This is a genomic window from Aequorivita sp. Q41 (assembly GCF_039831855.1).
Lineage (GTDB): Bacteria > Bacteroidota > Bacteroidia > Flavobacteriales > Flavobacteriaceae > Aequorivita.
Map to the genome: position 1 here is coordinate 1,924,558 of NZ_JBDPMS010000001.1, position 24,306 is coordinate 1,948,863.

A 24,306-nucleotide genomic window follows, 5' to 3' on the forward strand; every position below is an offset into this window, starting at 1 on the left:
TTATGGCAAGAATCGCAGGTGTAGATATCCCAAAGCAGAAAAGGGGTGTAATCGCGTTAACATATATCTTCGGAATCGGTAGAAGCCGTGCCCAAGATATTCTGAAAAAGGCCGAAGTTGACGAAGACAAAAAAGTAAGTGAATGGAACGATGATGAAATCGGTGCTATTCGTGATGCTGTAGGGTCTTTCAAAATCGAAGGTGAATTACGTAGTGAAGTTCAATTAAGCATTAAACGCTTAATGGATATTGGTTGTTACAGAGGTATTCGTCACAGATCGGGTCTTCCTTTAAGAGGACAGCGTACTAAGAATAACTCGCGTACAAGAAAAGGAAAACGTAAAACTGTTGCTAACAAGAAAAAAGCAACTAAATAAAACCTAGAGTTATGGCAAAGACAAGTCAAAAGACTACAAAGACAGTTAAAAAACGTAAGGTTAATGTTGAATCTGTTGGTGAAGCACACATTACTGCTTCCTTCAACAACATTATAGTTTCGTTGACAAATAAAAATGGAGATGTTATCTCATGGTCCTCAGCCGGTAAAATGGGCTTCCGTGGATCTAAGAAAAACACTCCCTATGCAGCTCAATTAGCGTCAGAAGATTGTGCTAAAGTTGCACATGATGCTGGTTTGCGTAAAGTAAAAGTTTACGTAAAAGGACCAGGAAACGGTAGAGAATCTGCAATACGTTCTATCCACAATGCAGGAATTGAAGTAACTGAAATTATCGATGTTACACCAATGCCGCACAACGGATGCCGTCCTCCAAAGCGTCGTCGCGTATAATAATTTAAAGTTTTAGGTATACGATTTAGCTTACTAAAATCGTATACCTAAAAAGACATACATTTTAAATAAATATCAACTGAAGGTAGATAGAAACTAAAGGATAAGAATAAGACCTTAATTTAGTTTTCCTTCAAAATTAAACCAAAGAAATGGCAAGATATACTGGTCCAAAAACTAAAATCGCCCGTAAATTCGGGGAAGCTATTTTCGGAGATGATAAATCTTTCGAAAAAAGAAATTACCCTCCTGGGCAACACGGTAACGCACGTCGTCGTGGAAAAAAATCTGAATATGCAATCCAGTTAATGGAAAAGCAAAAAGCGAAGTATACCTATGGTATATTAGAGCGTCAGTTCAGAAACATGTTCAAAAAAGCAACGGCAGCACCTGGAATTACAGGGCAAGTATTGCTTCAATTATGTGAGTCTCGTTTAGACAATGTAGTGTTCCGTATGGGGATTTCTCCAAGTCGCTCTGGTGCTAGACAATTAGTTTCTCACCGTCATATCACCGTTAATGGTGAAAAAGTAAACATTCCATCGTACCAGTTAAAACCTGGAGATGTAGTGGCCGTTAGAGAGAAGTCAAAATCTCTTGAGGCAATCAACAATTCGTTGGCAAATGCAAGTCATGTATATGAGTGGATCACTTGGAATGGTGAAAAAAAGGAAGGAACCTTTGTGGCAATTCCTGAGCGTATCCAAATCCCAGAAAACATCAACGAGCAGTTTATCGTCGAATTATATTCTAAATAATTAAAACACAGAAAGTCAATTATGGCAGTATTTAGTTTTCAGAAGCCTGATAAAGTTATAATGGTAAACTCTACCGATTTCGAAGGGAAATTTGAATTTCGCCCTTTGGAGCCAGGTTACGGACTTACCGTTGGTAACGCATTAAGACGTGTACTACTTTCCTCCTTGGAAGGATTCGCCATCACTTCGGTTCGCATCGAAGGCGTGGATCACGAATTTTCTACCATAGCTGGAGTTGTAGAAGATGTTACCGAAATCATTTTGAACCTTAAACAAGTTCGCTTCAAAAGACAGATTGAAGAAATAGACAACGAAACCGTTACTATTTCAGTTTCTGGAAATGAGCAATTAAAAGCTGGTGATTTCCAAAAATTCATCTCAGGTTTCCAAGTATTGAACCCAGAATTGGTTCTTTGCAATATGGATCCAAAAGTGAACCTAAATTTTGAAATTACTATCGAAAAAGGTCGCGGTTATGTTCCTGCTGAAGAGAACAAAAAAGCGAACGCTCCTTTAGGAACCATCTTTACGGATTCTATCTACACTCCAATAAAAAATGTGAAGTACAGTATTGAAAACTTCCGTGTAGAGCAGAAAACAGATTACGAAAAATTAGTATTCGAAATCGTTACAGACGGATCTATTCACCCAAAAGATGCTTTAACAGAAGCTGCAAAAACGTTGATTCACCACTTTATGTTGTTCAGTGATGAGCGCATTACATTAGAAGCTGACGAGATTGCACAAACTGAAACCTATGATGAAGAATCGCTTCATATGCGTCAGTTGCTTAAAACAAAATTAGTAGATATGGATCTTTCGGTTCGTGCGCTAAACTGTTTGAAAGCTGCAGAAGTTGATACCTTGGGTGACCTTGTGTCTTTCAATAAAAACGACTTGATGAAGTTCCGTAACTTCGGTAAAAAATCGCTTACTGAGCTTGAAGAGCTTGTAAACGTAAAAGGCCTAAACTTCGGAATGGATCTAGCAAAATATAAATTAGATAAAGACTAGAAGTTTTTTTGATTTTAGAGTTACGATTTTAGAAACTCTAAAATCGTAACTCTAAAATCATAACTCTAAAATTAATTTAACCCATCATAATTTGCTCTCCGCCAAACGGATCTGGTAGCAAGATGATGAAAATAAAAATGTCATGAGACACGGAAAAAAAATAAATCACTTAGGTAGAAAAACCGCCCATAGACACTCTATGTTGGCAAACATGGCTTGTTCTCTTATAGAGCACAAACGTATAAATACAACTGTAGCAAAAGCTAAAGCGTTGAAAAAATTTGTTGAGCCATTGGTAACTAAGTCTAAGGAAGACACTACTCATAACCGTCGTTTGGTTATGGCAAAAATGCGTCAAAAAGATGCAGTTGCAGAACTTTTTAGAACTGTAGCTCCAAAAGTTGGTGATCGTCCAGGAGGTTATACTCGTATCATTAAATTGGGTAATCGTTTAGGTGATAACGCTGATATGGCAATGATTGAGCTTGTAGATTTTAACGAAATCTATAATGCAGGGAAAGCTACTAAGAAAAAATCTACACGTAGAAGTCGTCGTGGTGGTACCGCAGCAGGAGCTGAAGCTACAGCTGCTAAAGCTGCTCCAGCGAAAGCTGAAAAAGAAGCAAAGAAAGAAGAAGAATAAATGAATTTAGATTCATTAAATAACAAAGGGATAAGCGTTTTCGTTTATCCCTTTTTTTTATACTATTTTTGCAAAGATTTTACGAAAAGGTAACTTAGAATAAAAATTCTAAATGCATTAAAAATATAGCATCCAAAGCATGAAATACCAAACACGAAAAAAAGCACTTATTTTACTAGCAGACGGAACTGTTTTTTATGGAAAAGCAGTTGGTAATAAAGAAGGTTCAGCCTTTGGCGAAGCTTGTTTCAATACTGGAATGACGGGCTATCAAGAAATTTTTACAGATCCTTCTTATTTTGGCCAAATTATGGTTGCTACAAATGCACATATTGGTAATTATGGTACTAATAAAGAGGAAGTAGAATCTGAAGGAATAAAAATTGCAGGCTTGGTGGTGCGTAATTTTAGCTACCATTATTCACGTGATGCTGCAGATGATTCATTGGAAGGTTTTCTAAATAAAAATAATTTACTAGCCATTAGTGATGTAGATACCCGAGCTTTGGTTAGTTACATTCGCGATAATGGTGCTATGAACGCAGTTATTTCAACTGAAGTTGATAATATTGAGGGGCTTAAAAAGCAATTGGCAGCAGTGCCAAATATGAATGGACTGGAACTCGCTTCAAAAGTTTCAACTAAAGAAGCTTATTTCTTCGGAAATGAAAATGCTAAATACAAAATTTCTGCATTGGATTTAGGAATAAAGAAAAACATTCTACGCAGGCTTGCTGAGCGTGATTGCTATATAAAAGTGTTTCCGTACAATGCTTCGTTTTCAGCAATGGAATCCTTTAATCCAGATGGATATTTTATCTCTAACGGTCCTGGTGATCCAGAACCACTTCATAGTGCAATTGAAGTAGTTAAAAATATTTTGGAAAAGGAATTACCGATGTTTGGAATATGTTTAGGACATCAAGTGTTGGCTTTGGCAAACGGGATATCAACCTATAAAATGCACAATGGCCACCGCGGAATCAACCATCCAATAATGAATTTGGTTACTGGTAAAGGTGAAATTACTTCACAAAATCACGGTTTTGCAATTAATAGAGAAGAAGCAGAAGCGAATCCGAATATCGAAATTACACACGAGCACTTAAACGATTATACGGCAAGTGGAATTAGGCTTAAAAACAAACCGGCCTTTTCTGTTCAATATCACCCAGAAGCAAGTCCAGGGCCGCACGATGCAACCTATCTTTTTGATCAATTCATCGAAAGTATAGAAAAATATAAATTACAAACGGTTTAAATTAAAAATAAGAAATAACCCTATAAATTAGCACTATGAGTATCATTATTGACATCATCGCACGCCAAATATTCGATTCAAGAGGTAATCCAACTGTAGAAGTGGATGTAATTACAGAAAATGGTTTTATGGGTCGTGCTGCTGTTCCTTCAGGAGCTTCAACAGGCGAATATGAAGCTGTCGAACTTCGTGATGGGGGAAAAGATTATATGGGCAAAGGTGTTTTGCAAGCTGTTGAAAATGTAACTGGAAGAATAGCGGGTACACTTCTCGGTATTTCTGTTTTTGAGCAAGAGTTGATTGATAAAACAATGATTGAGCTTGATGGAAGTAAAAATAAATCGAAATTAGGAGCCAATGCAATGTTAGGAGTTTCTTTAGCTTGTGCAAAAGCTGCAGCCAACGAACTGGGGATGCCTTTGTATAGATATGTAGGTGGTGTAAGTGCTAAAACACTTCCGCTGCCAATGATGAACATTATTAATGGGGGGTCACATAGCGATGCGCCTATTGCTTTTCAGGAGTTTATGGTGATGCCTGTAAAGGCAAAAAACTTTACGCATGCTATGCAAATGGGCTCTGAAATTTTTCATAACCTTAAAAAAGTATTGCATGACCGTGGGTTAAGTACAGCTGTTGGTGACGAAGGGGGCTTTGCGCCAACTTTAAATGGAACAGAAGATGCTTTAGAAACCATTGCAAAAGCTACTGAGAAAGCTGGGTACAAATTGGGTGATGAGGTGATGATTGCTTTAGATTGTGCCGCTGCGGAATTTTACGTGAATGAAAAATACGATTACACAAAATTTGAAGGCGATAAAGGAAAAGTGCGAACTTCAAAGGAACAGGCGGATTATTTAGCTGAATTGTGTGAAAAATACCCGATTATTTCAATCGAAGATGGGATGGATGAAAACGATTGGGAGGGCTGGAAATATTTAACAGAAAAAATTGGAAACAAAGTACAATTGGTTGGCGATGACCTTTTTGTAACGAATGTAGAAAGACTTTCCCGTGGAATTGACGAAAATATAGCGAATTCAATTTTGATTAAAGTAAATCAAATTGGTACGCTAACCGAAACAATTGCAGCCGTTAATATGGCGCATAATGCAGGTTATACTTCTGTAATGTCTCACAGAAGTGGTGAAACGGAGGATTATACAATTGCAGATTTAGCTGTTGCTTTAAATTGTGGTCAGATAAAAACAGGTTCTGCTTCTAGAAGCGATAGAATGGCCAAATACAATCAATTGCTTAGAATTGAGGAACAGTTAGGTGACGTTGCTTATTTTCCTGGACAAAACGCTTTTAAAATATAGTATAAAGCCAATATTTTAAGAACCTCGCTTTAAGCGGGGTTTCTTTTTTTATTTTTTTTTTGTGAGACCTATTATTTAAGTATTATTTAACCTAACAAAGCGTAAGAATGTTAAAAAAATCACTTGGAATTTTGTAATTTAGCATTTCTGAATAAATTAAAAAAATACACAATATTTTTATGGCAAAAATGGCGACCCTCGAGATAGAAGGTAAAAAATACGAGTTTCCAATTGTAGAAGGAACGGAGAATGAATTAGGGATAGATATAAAGAGCCTACGGTCAAACACGAGTGGTGTTGTGACCTTAGATCCTGGGTACAAAAACACAGGTGCTTGTGAAAGTGCAATAACGTTTTTGGATGGAGAAAAAGGAGTGTTGCGATATCGAGGATACTCAATTGAAGAGCTCGCAGAGAAAGCACATTTCTTAGAAGTTTGTTACCTACTTATTTTTGGTGAACTTCCAACGGAAGCACAGCTTAGTAAATTTCATACCGATATAAAAGCGCAATCTCATGTAGATGAAGATGTTAAGCGTATACTGGATGGCTTTCCAAAAGCGGCTCACCCTATGGGCGTATTGTCTTCATTGACTTCAGCCTTGGTTGCTTTTAATCCTTCTTCTGTAAATGTAGATAGTGAGGAAGATATGTATAAAGCCATAGTTAAAATACTTGGGAAATTTCCAGTACTAACTGCTTGGACGTATAGAAAACGAATGGGGCTTCCGTTAGATTACGGTGGAGATTCATTGGGGTATGTGGATAACTTTCTTAAAATGATGTTCAAAAAGCCTAGTGGGGATTATACAACTAATGATATTGTTTTAGAAGCATTAGATAAATTATTAATCCTTCATGCAGACCATGAACAAAACTGTTCTACTTCTACAGTGCGAATTGTAGGTTCTTCACATGCTGGTCTTTTTGTTTCAATTTCTGCGGGTATTGCAGCACTTTGGGGGCCACTTCACGGAGGTGCAAACCAGGCGGTAATAGAAATGCTTGAGGCAATTAAAGCAGATGGTGGGGATACCAAAAAGTTTATGGCCAAAGCTAAAGATAAAAATGATCCATTTAGATTAATGGGCTTTGGGCATAGAGTTTATAAAAACTTTGACCCTCGTGCGAAAATCATTAAAAGAGCAGCAGATAACGTTTTAGATAACCTTGGAATTGAAGATGATATTCTTGATATAGCGAAAGCTTTAGAAAAAGAAGCCTTGGAAGACCCCTATTTTGTTGATAGAAAATTATATCCAAACGTAGACTTCTATTCGGGTATTATTTATCGTGCTTTAGGTATTCCAGTAGAAATGTTTACGCCAATGTTTGCTTTAGGTCGTTTGCCAGGCTGGATTGCACAATGGAGAGAAATGCGCTTAAACAAAGAACCAATAGGACGACCACGTCAGATATATACAGGTGAAACCCTGAGAGATTTTAAACCTGTAGATAAAAGATAGAATCAAAAAATTTATAATTTTGAAAGCACTTCCTACAGAGGTGCTTTTTTTTATATTTGTTATATGATTAAACTTAACATTAACGACGAGATTTCAAAATTACGCGCAGTAGTATTAGGACGCGCAGATAGTAATGGGCCTGTTCCCAAGTTAGAAGAAGCTTACGACCCTAAATCTGCAGAACATATTAAAGCAGGTACCTACCCTAAAGATGAGGATATGGTTTGTGAAATGGAAGCCGTAGCGACAGTTTTTAAAAAATATAATGTAGAAGTTTATAGGCCAGTAAGTATACAGGACTACAATCAAATTTTTTCACGCGATATCGCTTTTGTTATAGAAGACAAGTTTATAATTGCAAATATTTTAGAAGATCGCTCTAAAGAAATTGAAGCCTTAGAAGCTGTAATTAGGCAAATAGATCCTTCAAAAATTATCAGATTTCCTGAAAACGCCCATATTGAAGGAGGCGATGTAATGCCTTGGGGTGAATATATTTTTGTAGGTGCATATTACGGCGATGATTACCCTAATTTTATAACAGCGCGCACCAATATGAATGCTGTAAATCACCTTCAAAAACTGTTTCCGCATAAAAAAGTGAAGCCTTTCAATTTAAAAAAGAGCAATACTATAGCAGATGAAAACGCACTACATCTAGATTGTTGTTTTCAACCTTTAGGTAAGGGAAAAGCAATTATTCATAAAGAAGGGTTTTTAATTGAAGAAGAATATGAATGGCTTGTAGATTTCTTCGGAAAAGAAAACTGTTTTCATATTACCAAGGAAGAAATGTATAATATGAACAGTAATGTATTCTCAATTTCACCCGAAATAGTTATTTCAGAAAAAAACTTTACGCGATTAAATACGTGGTTACGTAGCCAAGGATTTACTGTAGAAGAAGTGCCATATGCTGAAATTGCCAAACAAGAAGGCTTATTGCGCTGCTCTACGATGCCTTTGATTAGGGATTGATGTAATTTATGCACTTTAATTCCGATCTAATTGTTTAATTTAAAACTTAAATTAATTAGCAACGGAATTATGAAATTTTTATGCACGCTTGTATTTTCATTAGCTATAATTTTTAATGGCTTTTCACAAGGCAAAATAGATGGTTTCTATAAAGGAAAAAATAATGGAACAATAGTTTTAGGACTAGGTTTCGAAGACCCTAAAAATTATTTTGCAGGCTACGAAAAATTAGACTTAGGAAGAAGCTTATATTATGTTGCTATTTTTTCAGCATACGGAATAACAGATAATCTCGATGTAAATGTTTCCTTGCCCTATTTAAGCAGTAACAAGCAAAGTGGTTTTCAAGATATTTCAATATTTTTTAAACACCGTTTTTTTCAATCTGTTTCTGAAAAAGGTGACTTAGATTTCAGTTTTGGTGTTGGTCTTTCAACTCCTATTTCTAATTATAACATAGGAGGGTTAAATGATCTTGGTCAGCAAGCAACAATACTTGAGGCTCGTGTAATGGCTCATTATAAATGGAAAATAGGGTGGTTTGTCACGCTGCAGAGTGGTTTTTCATTTAAGTTTAAGGAAACACCTAACAGTATTCCTCTTACTTTTAAAGCAGGTAAAGCAGCCGGTAATTGGTATTACGATGTGTTTTATGATTACCAGCATTCCTTAGGCGGTATAGACTATCGTGGAACACCGAGCCCACAAAATTTTAAGGAACTTGGTGTAACGTATCAAAAAGTTGGTGGAACATTGTATAAATCTTTTACAGAGAACTTCGGAACGGCTATAAATCTCTCTTATAGCTTGCAAGGCCGAAACAGCTTTCAAGGACCTTCATACGGTTTATCAATAGTGTACAATTTGTAAGTAGTTGTAACTATTTGTTATTCGGATTAAATAAGGTTTTCAAGGGTTATTTAACAGAAAAACCATCCCCTATTTCACAAAATTTTAGTAAACTTGGCATATTAAAATTTTAACACTTTGAAGAAATTACACTCCCTAACTTTTTTAGCGCTGTTTTTAACAGCATTTTGCCCATTTACTGCCCAGCAGAAGAACGCTACTCTTGAAGAAATTTGGGGTGGCGAATTTAGAACACAGCATTTAGATGTGCTTCGCTCATTGAATAATGGTAAAGAATATGCCGTGCTTAATTTTGATAGGCAAAATAAAACCTCAACCGTAGATGTGTACGATTATAAAAGTGGGAAGAAAGCACGAACATTATTAAATTCAAACGATTTAAAAGGGATTAACTATGTAATTTCGTATGAGTTTAATAAAGACGAATCAAAAATTCTATTTTCAACGGAATTACAACAAGTATACCGTCGTTCTACACTCGGAACATACTATGTGTACGATGTAAAAACAAAAGATTTTAGCCTAGTTTCCACCAATAAAATACAGGAACCAACCTTTAGTAATGATGGCTCTAAGATTGCGTATGGTTTCGAAAACAATCTTTATATAAAAGATTTAAATTCGGGTAATACCAAACAAATCACTTTAGACGGAAAAAAGAATAGTATCATAAACGGGATTACAGATTGGGTTTATGAAGAAGAATTTGCCTTTGTCCGTGCTTTTGAATGGAGCGCAAATGGCGATAAGCTTGCGTATATAAAGTTTGATGAAACTGAAGTGCCGCAATTTAATATGGATGTTTACGGTAATGAGTTGTACCCTACGGCAGACACTTTTAAATATCCCAAAGCAGGTGAAAATAACTCTAAAGTTTCCTTGCATCTTTATAACCTTTCAAGTGAAACAACTTCAGAAGTAAAGCTTTCAGCATACAATAGTTATTACATTCCACGTTTGCTTTGGACTAAGGACAACGATTTGTTAAGCGTACAACTGACCAACCGTCACCAAAATGTACTGGATTTAATTTTTGTAAATGCGGCTACTAACACTTCAAAATTAATCTTGCAAGAGACGGATGAAGCCTATGTAGACATCACTGACAACCTTACTTTTTTAAACAATAACAGTTTCTTTTGGACGAGTGAAAAAGATGGTTGGAATCATATTTATCAATACGATAAGGATGGAAAATTGTTAAACCAAGTTACAAAAGGTTCTTGGGAAGTAACTGAATATTATGGTTTTGATCAAAATACAGGAAGAGTTTATTATCAAAGTGCCGAAAATGAAAGTATAAATCGCGATGTTTATTCTATCCTTCCTTCTGGAAAAAATAAAGTGCGTTTAACGCAACAAACAGGAACAAACGATGCAGATTTCAGTGCTGATTACACGTATTTTATTGGTTCCTTTTCAGATGCAACTACCCCTTATGTTTTTACACTTAATGATGCTAGAACAGGAAAAGTACTTCGTGAAATAAAAAACAACAACGATTTAAAAGATCGATTGGCTTCCTATAAAATTTCACCAAAAGAGTTTTCAACAATAAACATAAATGGTGAAGATTTGAACATGTATCTGATTAAGCCGTTAGATTTTGATGAAACAAAACAATATCCACTTTTTATGTTTCAATACTCAGGGCCAGGCTCTCAACAGGTTGCAAACCGTTGGATGGGAAGTAATGATTATTGGCACCAAATGCTTGCGCAGCAAGGGTATATTATTGCTTGCGTAGATGGTCGTGGAACGGGTTATAAAGGAAGAAAATTTAAAAAAATGACCCAAAAGGAATTGGGTAAATACGAAGTTAAAGACCAAATAGCAGCTGCTAAAAAATTAAGTGAGCTACCGTATATAGATGCTTCACGCACTGGGATTTGGGGCTGGAGTTATGGTGGTTTTATGTCGTCAAATTGTTTGTTTCAAGGAGCTGATACTTTTGAAATGGCTATTGCCGTTGCGCCAGTAACTAGCTGGAGGTTTTATGATAGCATTTATACCGAACGCTATATGCAGACTCCACAAGAGAATGCTTCGGGTTACGATAACAACTCACCGCTTTCGCACGTAGATAAACTAAAAGGAAACTATTTATTGGTTCACGGAACAGCAGACGACAATGTTCATGTTCAAAATAGTATGCGATTAATTGAAGCATTGGTGCAAGCTAATAAACCTTTTGACTGGCGTATTTACCCTGATAAAAATCATGGTATTTATGGCGGGAATACTCGTTTACACTTATATACTTTAATGACCGATTTTATCAAGAAAAATTTATAAAAATTAAAACTAACTAATCTAAAATTATATGTCAGACGCAATTCAATATCAAAAGCAAAAAGAATTATTCGGCCACCCAGTTGGGCTGTACATACTGTTTTTTACCGAAATGTGGGAACGTTTTTCTTATTATGGAATGCGTGCCATTTTGGTGCTTTATTTAGTGGCAGAAGCAACTAGTGGAAACCCAGGCTTAGGATGGACTAATGCAGAAGCTTTATCTCTTTATGGCACCTATACAATGTTAGTGTATGTAGCGTCGATTCCAGGAGGTTGGATAGCCGATAAATTTTTAGGGCAAAAACAATCTGTACTTGTAGGAGGAATTTTACTTGTAGCCGGGCATGGTATTCTTTCAATAGAGGAAATGTGGGCTTTTTATACCGGTTTAGGATTAATTATTGCCGGTGTAGGGATGTTGAAGCCAAATATTTCTACAATGGTAGGTGGTCTTTATAAAGCTGGAGATATTAGAAGAGATAAAGGATTTACTATTTTTTATATCGGAATAAATATAGGTGCTTTCCTTTCTAGTTTAATTGTTGGATATGTTGGTGAAGTATATGGATGGCATTATGGGTTTGGCCTTGCCGCAATTGGTATGCTTTTAGGATTACTTCAATATTTGTTGGGTCAAAAGCACTTAAAGTATGTTGGTAATAATACTAACAATTCTATGGATCCAGAAGAAAAAGCTGCCATGAAAAGACCCTTGTCTAAAATTGAAAAAGATAGAGTGGTTGTACTTTTCATATCTTTTATTTTGGTAATTGTATTCTGGGGAGCATTTGAACAAGCTGGAGGATTAATGAATATTTATGCGTCAGAAAAAACAGATAGATTACTAATGGGCTGGGAAGTTCCTGCATCTTGGTTTCAGTCACTGAATGCTATGTTTATAATTATCTTTGGAACAGCAGTTGCTGCTTTTTGGGCCAAAAGAAAGTTAAAAGGGAAAGTTTCTACTTCACTCTTTAAAATGTGTCTTGGGTTGATAATTATGGGGATGGGCTTCTTTTTCATGACTGCTGCCGCAGCACAATTTAGTAGTGATGGTGCTTCAGCTATGTACTGGTTGGTATTAGCATATTTATTCCACACAGTGGGAGAATTATGTTTGTCACCAGTTGCGCTTTCCTATATAACGAAATTGGCTCCATTAAAATATGCTTCACTTATGATGGGGGTTTATTTTGCAATGACTGGATTTGGAAATAAATTGGCAGGACTTCTAGGAGAATCTGCATCAGATTTAGGAGAATATACTGTATTTACTGGTATTGCAGTGTTTTGTGTGGTTTTTGGATTGTTAGTTTTACTAATAAGAAAGAAACTGGAGAACCTTACTCACGGTGCTGAGGATAACGAACGTAAGATAATGGATGACAATGAACCTTATGAATTGGCAGATCCAGACATAAACAAGTCTAATTAATTATTCAGAATTCAATTTAACGAAAGTATAAGCTGATGAATACCGATATAGAAAACCTATTTAAAGACAAAGTTTTAGGACACCCTGCGGGACTTTTTATCCTTTTCTTCACCGAAATGTGGGAGCGTTTTTCCTTCTATGGAATGCGAATTCTTTTGGTGCTTTTTTTAACAGCACCATTGCTAAGTGATAATCCAGGATGGGAATGGCCTAGAGAACATGCATTAGCCTTAATTGGAACCTATGCGTCGTTGCTTTACCTAACCCCAATAATTGGAGGATGGGTTGCAGATAAAATTACTGGATATAGAATGGCAGTAGTTTTAGGGTGTGTTATTATGACCCTTGGTCATGCTTCTATGGCATTAGAAACAACAACGTCTTTTTATATAGGTTTGGCTTTATTGGTAATAGGAACAGGTTTTTTTAAGCCAAATATTACTTCTATCATTTCTGAAATGTATAAAGGCAAAGAGTCTAAAAAAGACGGTGCATATACCATTTTCTATATGGGAGTAAATGCAGGTGCATTTTTTGGAATGATGCTTTGCGGATATTTAGCTGAAAACTATGGATGGTCTTGGGGCTTTGGTCTTGCTGGTATTTTTATGTTCTTTGGAATGTTACAATTCCTATTGGCAAAAGATCTATTTGGAAATATAGGCGGAAAGCCTTCTAAAGTTCACGAAGTTGAAATTCCACAGAATATAAATGAAAAAGCACCAGAAGTTGATCAAGAGGGTATTGAGGTTGCACCAACCAAATTGAATCCATTTACCATGTTCGACAAGGTGCTCGTAGTTCTATCATCTGTTGGCGGTTTGCTATATCTTTTTAATGACCCCTTGGAGAAAATAGGAGGAACCTCCTTAGTCCCTTTTGAAATGTTTGGGCTTAGTGGAACGAACATAGTAGTTTTAACTGCTTTAGTCTTGTTTTTAATTCTATTAATTGTACGTATTACAAGATATTTGCCAATAGTGCGCGATCGCATTATTGCTGTTTCCATATTTGGACTTTTTACAGTATTTTTCTTTTCGTTCTTTGAACAATCGCTTGGTTCAATGACAATTTTTGCAAGAGATTATACTGACAGAACGTTAGTTGGTGATTCTGCAATGATTTTTAAAATAGTGGATGCCTTATTAACAACGGTGCCTCTTGTAATAATTACTTGGGTAATTTATTTGCTTTTCAAAAAGACTTTTAATAGAATCGGATTTTCAAACATCATACTCGCTATTGCTTTTATAGGTGTGTGGGCGCTTGTTATTTATAGACTATACGATAAATTTTCACAAGAAGGAAACGAAGTAGATGCTACGTGGTTTGGAATATTAAACTCTTTCTTTATAATTACATTGGCACCTCTGTTCTCTAAATGGTGGGAAAGTAAATACAATCCGAGTGCGGCTATGAAATATGGAATAGGTTTAATACTCCTCGGTCTAGGGTTCGCAGTACTTTCTTATGGCGCATACGATATTCCTCAAGGCGCCATGACCGCTAAGGTGAGTATGATTTTCTTAATAGTAGCGTATTTATTTCATACCATGGGCGAACTATGTATTTCTCCTGTTGGTCTTTCATATTTAAGTAAACTGGTGCCAGCACGAATGATTGGTTTTATGTTTGGTGTTTGGTACCTTGCCATTGCTGTTGGACAAAAAGCTGCAAATACGATGGGGGGAATGATTGATAAAATTTCGGCTGAGTATTCCCTTGGAATTTTCTTTTTGATATTTACGCTTATACCTATTGGTGTGGGGCTAATAGCGATGGTTCTTAACCCTGTTCTGAAAAAATTAATGCACGGAATTCGTTAACACACAATACTTTTTACACAATGAGCGTTCCTTTTTTATGGAACGCTTTTTGTTTTAAAACCCAGAATCTTAAATAGCTTATACAATGAAATATTTTTTACTACTATTCCTTATTTTGTCTGTAGGGACTCTCCACGCCCAAAAAATTAATTGGATGACGATGAACGAAGCTTTAGAAGCGCAAAAAAAGGAGCCTAAGAAAATTTTTATGGATGTTTATACTACTTGGTGCGGCCCATGCAAAATGTTAGATAAAAATACATTTAGCGACAAAGAAGTTATTGAGTATGTAAACGAAAATTATTATGCCGTAAAGTTTAATGCTGAAGGTACTGAAGAAGTAAACTATCAGGATTTTGTTTATACAAACCCAAATTATGACCCTAATAGAAAAGGAAGAAATTCACAACACCTTTTTGCACACGCATTAAAAGTAACAGCATATCCAAGCGTTGTGTTTTTTAAAGAAAATGGAGATTTAATCCAAGCTGTGCCAGGGTATAGAACACCTCCACAACTTGAAATCTTTCTTAAAATGATTCACAGTGATGATTATTTAGAGATAACAACTGCAGCAGCATGGGAAGATTATCAGAAAAAATTTAAACCTACATTTTAGACTAGCATTTTCGGTTTCATATTCGAGCTATTCTAATGAGAAAGCTCCTTGTTTAGCAGTATGACTAAACGGGAGCTTTTTTATTTTACAGGTTTTCTCCCAGCGTACTACATAACTGAAATAATTACTTCCATCCGCAAGTATTTGTTTTGGCTTTAAACTATCAATAAGACGGTTTAAATTTACCTTTGGACTGTTTGTAAGGAATAAAGTGTGTATGTTTTTATGCTTCGGAAAAACTCCTAAACTATCTAATACCAATACATTTTTAAGCTTGTATTCAAATACCTTCGGTAGTTTTTCTTCAGAATAGCTTTTAGCATTAACTGCCGTTTTAAAGGATTTAATAGGATGGGTTTCTGTATAAGTCCGTGTAATATCATTACTAAATACAATAAAATCGGTTCCGTTTTTATAACCGATAAGGGTCTGTTTGCTCTTCTGAAAAACGATAAATTGGTTGGAAGAAACCTTGTATGCATCATAGCAATAAATCAATAGCAATATTGAAAAAGCAAGTAAAGAAGTCATTATTCTTCTATAATTCATTTTCTGAAAAAACAATGCAACTACAATAATCAATAGATAACTTCCTAATACTTTTAAAACAGAAAAAGGAATGTCTTTAAATAAAAAATCCTCCTGCATAGCTACCCAATGAATAAAACCATTGAGCCCTTCAATTAAAAAATTATAGCTTTCTGCAATCCAATCTGGTAAGGCGTTTATTGTAGCTAAAAAAACAATTATTAAGCCACCACACATTAAGATTGTTAAAAAGGGGAGCACCACAATATTGGTAATTAAAAATAAACCAGGAAATTGATGAAAATAATACAAGCTTAAAGGTAAAACTCCAATTTGTGCGCAAAGCGTAACCGTTACAATTGACCATACTTTACGAATTAACCAATGTTTAGAATACCCAATTTTGTAAAAAATAGGCTGCAACCATACAATAAAAAACACAGCCAAATAACTTAGCTGAAACCCAATTTGAAAAAGCCATAAAGGATTGATTATTAGTAGTGTTAAAAAAGAAAGAAACAGGGTGTTTATAGCATTTGTTTCTCTATTAAAAAGTTTTGCTGCTGCAAAAAAGCTAAACATTGTTACTGCACGAGTTACTGATGGCGATAAACCAGAAAGCATTGCAAACCCCCATAAAAGTGTGATAATTGAAATTGAACTTACAATCAACCCGTATTTTATCCGTGCTAAGGGTTTGAGTATAAATGCAAGAATAAGGTATAAAATGCCTACGTGAAGTCCGGATACAGCTAAAATATGCACCGCTCCCGCAGCTGCGTATGCTGTGTAAAGAGTTTTGTCAATATCCTTTTTTTCTCCTAAAATAAGTGCTTGAACAATGGCGCGCTCCTCCGTTTTTAACTTTGTTTGTCGAAGTTTTTCAACAATGGTTGCTCTAAAATTTTGTGCAAGCCCAAGGGTGGTTTTTGTTCCTTTTCGGGTTTTTAAAATAACTTTTTCAGAAATACGTAATTGTCCATACACTCCTAGTAATTTCATATATGCTGAATAATCAAATTGATGGGGATTTAGCGGTTTTGGAATTTCAGAAATACGGGCATTTACCAATAAAACTTCATCTGCTGAAAAGGAATTCATCAATGAATCTTTAGAAATATTCAACAGTATTTTTCCTGTCGAAGAAATACCGTTTATAGCATTCACATTGGCAATATATTTATGGTTGAACTTGTCTGGCTTTAAAGATTGACTAATTTTAAGTTGTATTAATTCAAGGTCTGTAGTTGTTTTAAACGAATAATGTGTGGGCTGAAATTGTGGTAACCGGAGTTGATAACTAAAATATCCAATAGTGAAAAAACAGAGGTAGCAGGCAATTCCAAAGTAAATAGTTTGGAAAAATTGCTTTTTCGCCCAAAGCCACAAGGCAAAAACAATAAATACCAGTGCTAAAAGAAAATTAAGTAATAAGGCAGAAATAGGGAAGAAGTGCGCGAAGACAATTCCTAGCACTATAAAAACAGAAAACTTTACTATTATAAAGTTTATGAATTTCATGCCCAAATAAATTAAGTTGATACTTAAATTTTTTGGGGAGGAGATTCTTAAAAGTAACGAATTTTACTTAAGCAAACAATAGTAACAGGTTATTAATTAACTGGTTAGATAATTCGGCGCACTTCAGCAAACGCTTTTTTCCAATAAGCTTCATCAAGAGATGAAATTATAACACCGGCTCGCGTGGTAGAATGTATAAATTTAACCTCACCTCGTTTTGCTTCCACCACCAAACCCACATGTGTGATCGTATTTTTCTTGCTGGTTTTAAAAAAAACTAAATCGCCTTTTTCAATATCTTTAAAGGAAATAAGTATTCCTTTTGTTGCCATATCGCGCGATACGCGAGGTAATGCAATGTTTTCTTTTAAAAATGCAGTATAAACCAAGCCAGAGCAATCCATTCCAGCGACGGTAGTTCCTCCATATTTATAACGTGTGCCTTGAAAAGTTTTGGCGTAATCAATAATTTCTTCCTTTATTTCCTTTGGGCTTTCCTCCTTATCTTTTTCTATTTCCTTGGAGATTCTATTGTTTTTATGCGGACTTACCTTCTTAATTGTTTTTGTGTTGGAATCGCTTTTACCAATTATTTCTTTAGGAATTTTACCTGTATTTTTCGTGCTTCCGCAAGAAATAAGAACTATAGAAAAAAAAGAAAGGAAAAGTAGTTTTCTCATCAATATGGAATAGTGGTTGATTGCCTAAATATATAAAACTTTATTTATTTCACCTTGATTGTGGAATGAATAAGTTTGGCTGTGTTTTCACTGGCTCCTCGACCGCCAAGTGCCTTTTCAAGATGGTAGTATTCCAGAAATATTGTTTCGCGTTTGTTGGAATCTAGAATAGCAGAAAGTTCTTCTTTGACTCTCTTTTTGTTAAAATCTGATTGTATTAATTCGGTAACCACAGTTTTGTTTAAAATGAGATTTACCAATGAAATGTACTCCAATTTAATAACACGTTTGGCAATTTCATACGAAATTTGGTTTCCTTTATAACATACTACTTGTGGAACTTTAAACAAGGCTGTCTCTAAAGTTGCAGTGCCCGAAGTTACCAATGCTGCTTCTGAAATGCTTAAAAGATCATAGGTTTTATTTGTTACAAAGTGTACGTTTTTGGTACTGAGAAATGTTTCGTAAAATGATTTTTCCTGACTAGGTGCACCAGCAATTACAAATTGATATTCTTTAAAATCTGTTGCTGCAGAAATCATAATCTCAAGCATTTTTTTTATTTCCTGTTTTCTACTTCCAGGAAGGAGTGCAATAATTGGACGTTCGTCTAATCCATTTTCTTCTTTAAATTTTTCCGGAATTACTTGGGGTCTATTATGTATGGCATCAATCAAAGGGTGACCCACAAAATGAACAGGAAACTTGTGTTTCGCCTCGTAAAATTCTTTTTCAAAAGGAAGAATCACATACATTTCATCTATATCTCGCTTTATTTCTTTGATACGTCCTTCTTTCCAAGCCCAGATTTGTGGGGAAATATAATAATGTGTTTTAAAACCTTTTTGCCGAGCCCATTTTGCGATGCGAAGGTTGAAGCCCGGGTAATCAATAAATATAATTACATCGGGATTATAGTCTTCTATGTCTTTTTTACAGAATTTAATATTCTTTAAAATAGTGCCAAGATTCATTATTACTTCAGCAAAACCCATAAAAGCTAAATCGCGGTAGTGTTTAACTTCAGTTCCGCCAGCAGCTTTCATTAAATCGCCACCCCAAAAACGAAAATCTGCCTCGGCATCTTCCTTTTTTAAAGCTTTAATTAAATTAGCACCGTGTAAATCTCCGGATGCTTCGCCTGCAATGAGGTAATATTTCATTTATTAAAAATTAAAAGTTTAAAACCTTTCAAGTTTGAAACTATTTTAGAATATTTTGTAGTAGTATGTCAAAAAAATGTGTCAATGTCATTCCAGCTTCTCGCGCTTGTTTAGGGATGATGCTTTCTGCTGAAAGTCCTGGGTTGGTGTTTATTTCAAGAAAATAAGGCTTTCCATTTTCAATGATAAATTCACTGCGGCAAATACCTTTCATATTCAATAATTTATAGATTCTAACAGCCTCTTTTTGTACCATTTCGGTTTCTTCTGGTGAAATACGTGCTGGAGTAATTTCATCCGATTTTCCTAGGTATTTCGCTTCATAATCAAAGAATTCATTTTCGGAAACAATTTCAGTTACCGGCAGCGCAATAATTTCTTCTCCATTATTATATACCCCCACGGAAACTTCTGTGCCCACCAAAGCAGTTTCAATAATTATTTCAGAATCTTCAGTAAATGCATTTTCAATAGCAGGCATTATTTCATCCATTTCATTCACTTTACTTATTCCAAAACTGGAACCAGAACGATTTGGTTTTACAAAACAGGGCAAGCCTGTTTTCTTAATTATTTCTTCAATATTGATTTCTACACCTTCGTTTACATAATATGAATTAGCTGCCCGAACACCAAAGTTTTTCAAAACCGAAAGGCAATCGCGTTTGTTAAAGCTAAGTGCAGCTTGATAATAATCGGTACTTGTATGCGGAATTTTTAGTAACTCCCAGTAAGCTTGTAGGTAACCATCCTCGCCAGGAGTACCGTGAATAGTGTTGAAAACAGCATCTGGATGGATGGTTTCACTGCCCTTTATAAAACTGAAATCAGCTTTGTTTATAGGGTGCTTTGTTCCATCTTTTGAAACATAGTACCATCCTTCCTCCAAAATATGGATAGGATATACTTCATATTTATTTTTATCGAGTGCATTGCAAACAATTTCGCCGCTGTTCAACGAAATTTTGTACTCGCTGGAATATCCGCCCATGGCAACGGCTATATGTTTTTTTTCCATAACAAATGCTTAAAACCTGCGTTTACAAAAGTATTAAAAATAAAGGTCTGTAGTGTGCTTAAAATTTAAAGTTGCACACTAATTAAACTACGTCACATCTTTTTAAAATAATAAATGTTCTAACGTACAAACTAAAGGAAGCATTCAAGGGTTTAATATGTTTGTAAGTAGCAATTAAAGTTTCATTAAAATTTCAAACTCAACAAAAGATACTACCTTTGGGTTTTATATTTTTGTACATTAACAAAGAAACGTATGAATTTTTTCCAGTTTGTATTAACCAAAGCATTTTTTAAACAATTGCTTTTGGCATTAGTCGCGCTACTTATTTTAGCATTTTTAATATTATGGTGGTTGCGAATTAGCACGAATCACAATGAAAAGATTGAAGTGCCTAATTTGGCCAAAATGTCTTTAGATAAAGTTGAAGAAAGGTTAAATGAAATGGATTTACGCTATGAAATCTTAGATTCTGCAAACTACAATCCAGATTATCCACGCTATTCAGTTATTGAACAGATTCCAAAACCTGGAAAATTTGTAAAGGAAGATAGAAAGCTATATTTAACGCTAAACCCTTCAGGATACAGAAAAATTGATGTTCCAGATGTTTTAGGGCGCACACGTAGACAAGCTGAGCCTACACTTTTGGCGATGGGTTTTGTAATTGGGAAAGTAAGTTATAGACCCCATATAAGTGATAATGTGTTGGAAATGCGCTATAAGGGTGAAAAACTTGATCCAGGAACCCCAATTGAAAAAACAGCAGTGATAGACTTGATCGTTGGTGATCAATCTTTAAATAGAATACAATCTAATGATGATTCTTCGGAGGAAAGTCCAGGCGCGTCAACAGAAAACATAGAAAACGATAATGGCGAATTTTAACGAAGCGGAAATTGATGAAACGGATGGTAATGATGACCTTTATGAGCATTACCGTTTTAAGGCAGATAAGGGGCAGGGCGCACTTCGAGTAGATAAATACTTGATGAACCTGATTGAAAAAGCGACTCGTAATAAAATTCAAAAAGCTGCGGTTGCGGGCAATATACACGTAAACGGAATTCCTGTAAAATCTAACTACAAGGTAAAAGGGAATGATGTGATTACGGTTCTTTTTGAACATCCACCTTACGAGTTTTTGTTAGTGCCTGAAAATATTCCCTTAGATATCGTGTATGAAGACGATGCTGTTCTGGTGGTTAACAAACCCGCTGGAATGGTGGTGCATCCTGGTCATGGTAATTATAGCGGAACGCTAATAAATGCCTTGACCTATCATTTTGAAAACCTTCCCAATAATTCCAGTAATAGACCTGGATTAGTTCATAGAATTGATAAGGATACTAGTGGCTTGTTGGTAGTTGCAAAGACGGAAGAAGCAATGACATTTCTTGCCAAGCAGTTTTTTGATAAAACAACAGAGCGTGAATATGTGGCTTTAGTTTGGGGAAATGTGGAAGATGAGGAAGGTACGATTGAAGGTAATATTGGCCGTCATCCCAAAAACCGTTTACAGAACACTGTTTACGAAAATGATGAAGAAGAAAAAGGAAAACCAGCCGTTACGCACTATAAAGTTTTAGAGCGTTTGGGATACGTTACTTTTGTTTCTTGTAGGCTGGAAACTGGAAGAACACACCAAATTAGAGTACATCTTAAATACATTGGGCATACGCTCTTTAACGATGAGCGTTATGGAGGTGAAAGAATTTTAAAAGGAACAACGTTTAGCAAATACAAGCAGTTTGTAGAAAACTGTTTTAAGGTATTGCCACGTCAAGCACTACACGCACGAACCTTAGGATTTGTGCATCCAGTTACGAAAGAGTTTATGCGTTTTGAATGCGCTATCCCTGATGATATGGAAGCCTGTTTAGATAAATGGCGTAGTTATTCGCAAAATGTTATCGAGTAAGATTATCTACTTTTGTAATTCTTAACTTCAAGAAGGTGGAATATAAAAAAATCCCTTTCCAATTACGGAAAGGGATTTTTGTTATTTTAGAATAACAAGTTGCTTAGTTTTTAATCCACTTTGCTGTTGAAGTATTTTTTCCGTCGGAAATGGTTACGAAATAGATGCCGTTTTTAAGATGCTTTAAATTATAGCTTGAAGTAGTTTCAAGATTTGTTTCTTCTGAAAGAATTACTTTCCCATCTATCCCGAATATTTTTACGGTAGCTTTTTGTATAGCAGCTGGAACTGTAAAGGTCAGCATTCCATTTGAAGGATTGGGAGCAATGTTTATTACATTTAGTTGGGTGTTTTCAGTAATACCAGCCACATCATCAAGCTTTACATAACCAGCACGGGTGTTTTCGCCTTTATAGCCATTGCGTTTTATTGTTGCAGGATTGTAGGGTACGTTTAGGTTATATAGGCTTACATACGTAGAGTCTACACCGCCACCAAAGGTTTGAGTATAACTATTTGCAGTAAGGTCTAACATGCCGTCATCATTCACATCTCCTAACACAGCACCGTTTAAAAATGTAAATCCGCGTGGGCGTAATGGAAAACCATCTATTTCACCCGTACCATCTAATGAAAAGGCATGAATATACCCTATACCATCAGCATCGGTAAGCACACTTGGGAAAACAATATCTAGTACGCCATCGTCATTTACATCAGCTATAGAAAGTACCCCTTCTGTACCACCATATTTATCTATTGGGAAATTAGGTAGGTTCCCTCCATCAGGGTCTAAACCATAGATGGTAGGAAGTAGATCGCCTTGGGTACTGCTCGTGTTTCTATCTGACATAAATATTTCGAAAGTACCGTCATTATCAATATCCAAAACAGTTGCTGGTGAATAGGTCCAACCACCTAGAGCAATAGGCCAGCCAGATTTATAAGTTCCATCGTGTTCCATTACGTAGAAACCTGGGGCATCCCCGTGGTTGCTTCCTATAATCTCTAAATCGTCATCACCGTCAAGATCTGCAAGTATTGGCGATTGGTAGGAATATTTCACATTTGCATCAACCACTGGGAAATTAGGAAAAACCTGTCCTTGATTGTCAAAAATATACATACCTCCGCTTGAAGCTGCAATAACTACATCTGCCTTGCCATCATTATCAACATCTGCAATAGAAGGTGTAAAGGCAGGAGTTGCGCCCACTTCTACAGGCCAGTTTGCATTAATCGAGGTTCCGTCTTTATTTATAACGTGCACAAACCCTTGTGTTCCGCTTACACGTTCGCCAGTAATTATTTCTAGGTCTCCATCACCGTCAACATCTGCGGCAGCTGGCGCGTTAATCATCCAGTGGTCGCTAAAGTTTAGGGGCCAACCAGGAAGGTCGTTTCCATTTGGGTCTATAAGGTAAACCCTACCTGCATTTGGTACGCCACCAGTATTTACAATAATTTCTAGTGTGCCGTCATCATCTAAATCTGCTACGGTAGGTGGTAATAATATTGTTCCGCTAAGGGTTTTATCCCAAAAAACGCTGCCATCGCCTTTAAGAGCGTATAGGGTGTTCCAAATTCCGAATAGAATTTCGTCTACTCCATCGTTATCGATATCTGCCAAGGTAACACCTCGTGTGTTTTTGAATGTAGGATTTGTAGGTTTTCCTAAATGCCATATCCTATCAAAAACTTGGGGTTGTTTTGAATTGTTATAATTATCAGGCAGTATTACTGTTTCAACTGAAATAGTGCCGTCTTCGTTTAAACTTGCTTTTTTACCTTGTTGTTGTGCAGTGGAAATAACTGTCGCTCCAAGGAATATGGCAGATAAGAGGGTAATTGTCTTTTTCATTAATAGGTGTTTGAAGTTAATTTCTCTAAAGGTATAGATTTATTTTGAGTATGCAAAAGCAATGTTTTGGAGGTGTTTGAATGCGGTTTAGCTATGGAGGTATTTTGTAGGTAGTTGTAAGAGAAGTATTCCATTGCGAGTGTGAGTAGAAAATAAGCAGATGGGAATATGTATTGAAAGTTTATAGGAGTATTAGAAAGCCTAATCACATTCATGCGGAAATACTTTCTTAGCGGCTGGAGCGTACTTTTTAAGTTTGCTAAGGAGCATCTCTTAATGAAATGTTAAATTTGCTTTGTTTTTATATTTTTAAAATGGGTTTAGGCTCTTAAAATCG

At 35.8% G+C, this 24,306-nt stretch carries 21 protein-coding genes; 16 read left to right on the plus strand and 5 right to left on the minus strand.

Annotated features, from left to right (window positions below; translation table 11 throughout):
• The first annotated feature begins 2 nt into the window (after positions 1-2).
• The 14 genes from rpsM (at position 3) to ABJ955_RS08965 (ending at position 15,277) form a co-directional block, all read left to right on the plus strand.
• Entirely contained in the window at positions 3-377 is a 375-nt protein-coding gene (rpsM, locus tag ABJ955_RS08900) for a 30S ribosomal protein S13 (protein ID WP_347374224.1), read from the plus strand.
• An 11-nt stretch (positions 378-388) separates the two neighbouring features.
• Complete coding sequence (gene rpsK, locus ABJ955_RS08905) at positions 389-790, plus strand: 30S ribosomal protein S11 (RefSeq protein WP_202335259.1); 402 nt, start codon at positions 389-391, stop codon at positions 788-790.
• A gap of 152 nt (positions 791-942) precedes the next feature.
• The gene (gene rpsD / locus ABJ955_RS08910) at positions 943-1,548 is read left to right on the plus strand and encodes a 30S ribosomal protein S4 (RefSeq protein WP_347374225.1); all 606 of its coding nucleotides are present in this window, start codon (positions 943-945) and stop codon (positions 1,546-1,548) included.
• 21 nt (positions 1,549-1,569) lie between these two features.
• A complete protein-coding gene (locus tag ABJ955_RS08915; protein ID WP_347374226.1) occupies positions 1,570-2,562 on the plus strand; it encodes a DNA-directed RNA polymerase subunit alpha in 993 nt (330 codons plus the stop codon).
• A 142-nt stretch (positions 2,563-2,704) separates the two neighbouring features.
• The gene (gene rplQ, locus ABJ955_RS08920) at positions 2,705-3,205 is read left to right on the plus strand and encodes a 50S ribosomal protein L17 (RefSeq protein WP_347374227.1); all 501 of its coding nucleotides are present in this window, start codon (positions 2,705-2,707) and stop codon (positions 3,203-3,205) included.
• A gap of 139 nt (positions 3,206-3,344) precedes the next feature.
• Entirely contained in the window at positions 3,345-4,466 is a 1,122-nt protein-coding gene (gene carA, locus ABJ955_RS08925; protein ID WP_347374228.1) for a glutamine-hydrolyzing carbamoyl-phosphate synthase small subunit, read from the plus strand.
• A gap of 35 nt (positions 4,467-4,501) precedes the next feature.
• Positions 4,502-5,788 (plus strand): phosphopyruvate hydratase, encoded by a 1,287-nt coding sequence (gene eno / locus ABJ955_RS08930; RefSeq protein WP_347374229.1) that lies wholly within the window; start codon positions 4,502-4,504, stop codon positions 5,786-5,788.
• Between the two features lie 179 nt (positions 5,789-5,967).
• Positions 5,968-7,254, plus strand: a complete 1,287-nt coding sequence (locus ABJ955_RS08935) for a citrate synthase (RefSeq protein WP_347374230.1) — start codon at positions 5,968-5,970, stop codon at positions 7,252-7,254.
• A gap of 63 nt (positions 7,255-7,317) precedes the next feature.
• Positions 7,318-8,232, plus strand: coding sequence for an arginine deiminase family protein (locus tag ABJ955_RS08940; RefSeq protein WP_347374231.1), 915 nt, complete (start codon positions 7,318-7,320; stop codon positions 8,230-8,232).
• A 69-nt stretch (positions 8,233-8,301) separates the two neighbouring features.
• The gene (locus ABJ955_RS08945; protein ID WP_347374232.1) at positions 8,302-9,102 is read left to right on the plus strand and encodes a transporter; all 801 of its coding nucleotides are present in this window, start codon (positions 8,302-8,304) and stop codon (positions 9,100-9,102) included.
• Between the two features lie 117 nt (positions 9,103-9,219).
• Entirely contained in the window at positions 9,220-11,397 is a 2,178-nt protein-coding gene (locus ABJ955_RS08950) for a S9 family peptidase (protein WP_347374233.1), read from the plus strand.
• Positions 11,398-11,425: 28 nt separating this feature from the next.
• Complete coding sequence (locus tag ABJ955_RS08955) at positions 11,426-12,832, plus strand: peptide MFS transporter (protein ID WP_347374234.1); 1,407 nt, start codon at positions 11,426-11,428, stop codon at positions 12,830-12,832.
• A 35-nt stretch (positions 12,833-12,867) separates the two neighbouring features.
• Positions 12,868-14,658 carry a peptide MFS transporter gene (locus ABJ955_RS08960; protein ID WP_347374235.1) on the plus strand — a complete coding sequence of 597 codons (1,791 nt, stop codon included), beginning with the start codon at positions 12,868-12,870 and terminating at the stop codon, positions 14,656-14,658.
• A gap of 85 nt (positions 14,659-14,743) precedes the next feature.
• Positions 14,744-15,277: a thioredoxin fold domain-containing protein gene (locus ABJ955_RS08965; protein ID WP_347374236.1), complete on the plus strand. Its 534-nt coding sequence runs from the start codon at positions 14,744-14,746 to the stop codon at positions 15,275-15,277.
• A gap of 27 nt (positions 15,278-15,304) precedes the next feature.
• Here the strand turns inward: ABJ955_RS08965 and ABJ955_RS08970 are convergent, their stop codons facing one another.
• From ABJ955_RS08970 to ABJ955_RS08985, 4 genes are all read right to left on the minus strand, one after another.
• Complete coding sequence (locus tag ABJ955_RS08970; protein WP_347374237.1) at positions 15,305-17,326, minus strand: ComEC/Rec2 family competence protein; 2,022 nt, start codon at positions 17,324-17,326, stop codon at positions 15,305-15,307.
• 104 nt (positions 17,327-17,430) lie between these two features.
• Positions 17,431-18,006, minus strand: a complete 576-nt coding sequence (locus ABJ955_RS08975) for a C40 family peptidase (RefSeq protein ID WP_347374238.1) — start codon at positions 18,004-18,006, stop codon at positions 17,431-17,433.
• 44 nt (positions 18,007-18,050) lie between these two features.
• On the minus strand, positions 18,051-19,169 hold the full coding sequence (lpxB, locus tag ABJ955_RS08980; RefSeq protein WP_347374239.1) for a lipid-A-disaccharide synthase: 1,119 nt from the start codon (positions 19,167-19,169) through the stop codon (positions 18,051-18,053).
• A gap of 40 nt (positions 19,170-19,209) precedes the next feature.
• Positions 19,210-20,187 (minus strand): D-alanine--D-alanine ligase, encoded by a 978-nt coding sequence (locus ABJ955_RS08985; protein WP_347374240.1) that lies wholly within the window; start codon positions 20,185-20,187, stop codon positions 19,210-19,212.
• A 255-nt stretch (positions 20,188-20,442) separates the two neighbouring features.
• On the opposite strand from ABJ955_RS08985, the gene ABJ955_RS08990 reads away from it, so the two are divergent.
• The gene (locus ABJ955_RS08990) at positions 20,443-21,075 is read left to right on the plus strand and encodes a PASTA domain-containing protein (RefSeq protein WP_347374241.1); all 633 of its coding nucleotides are present in this window, start codon (positions 20,443-20,445) and stop codon (positions 21,073-21,075) included.
• Positions 21,062-22,108, plus strand: coding sequence for an RluA family pseudouridine synthase (locus ABJ955_RS08995; protein ID WP_347374242.1), 1,047 nt, complete (start codon positions 21,062-21,064; stop codon positions 22,106-22,108). The genes ABJ955_RS08990 and ABJ955_RS08995 overlap by 14 nt, the downstream gene beginning before the upstream one ends.
• Positions 22,109-22,211: 103 nt before the next feature.
• Here ABJ955_RS08995 and ABJ955_RS09000 read toward each other — a convergent pair whose 3' ends face one another.
• Complete coding sequence (locus ABJ955_RS09000) at positions 22,212-23,969, minus strand: T9SS type A sorting domain-containing protein (RefSeq protein ID WP_347374243.1); 1,758 nt, start codon at positions 23,967-23,969, stop codon at positions 22,212-22,214.
• Positions 23,970-24,306: the final 337 nt, after the last annotated feature.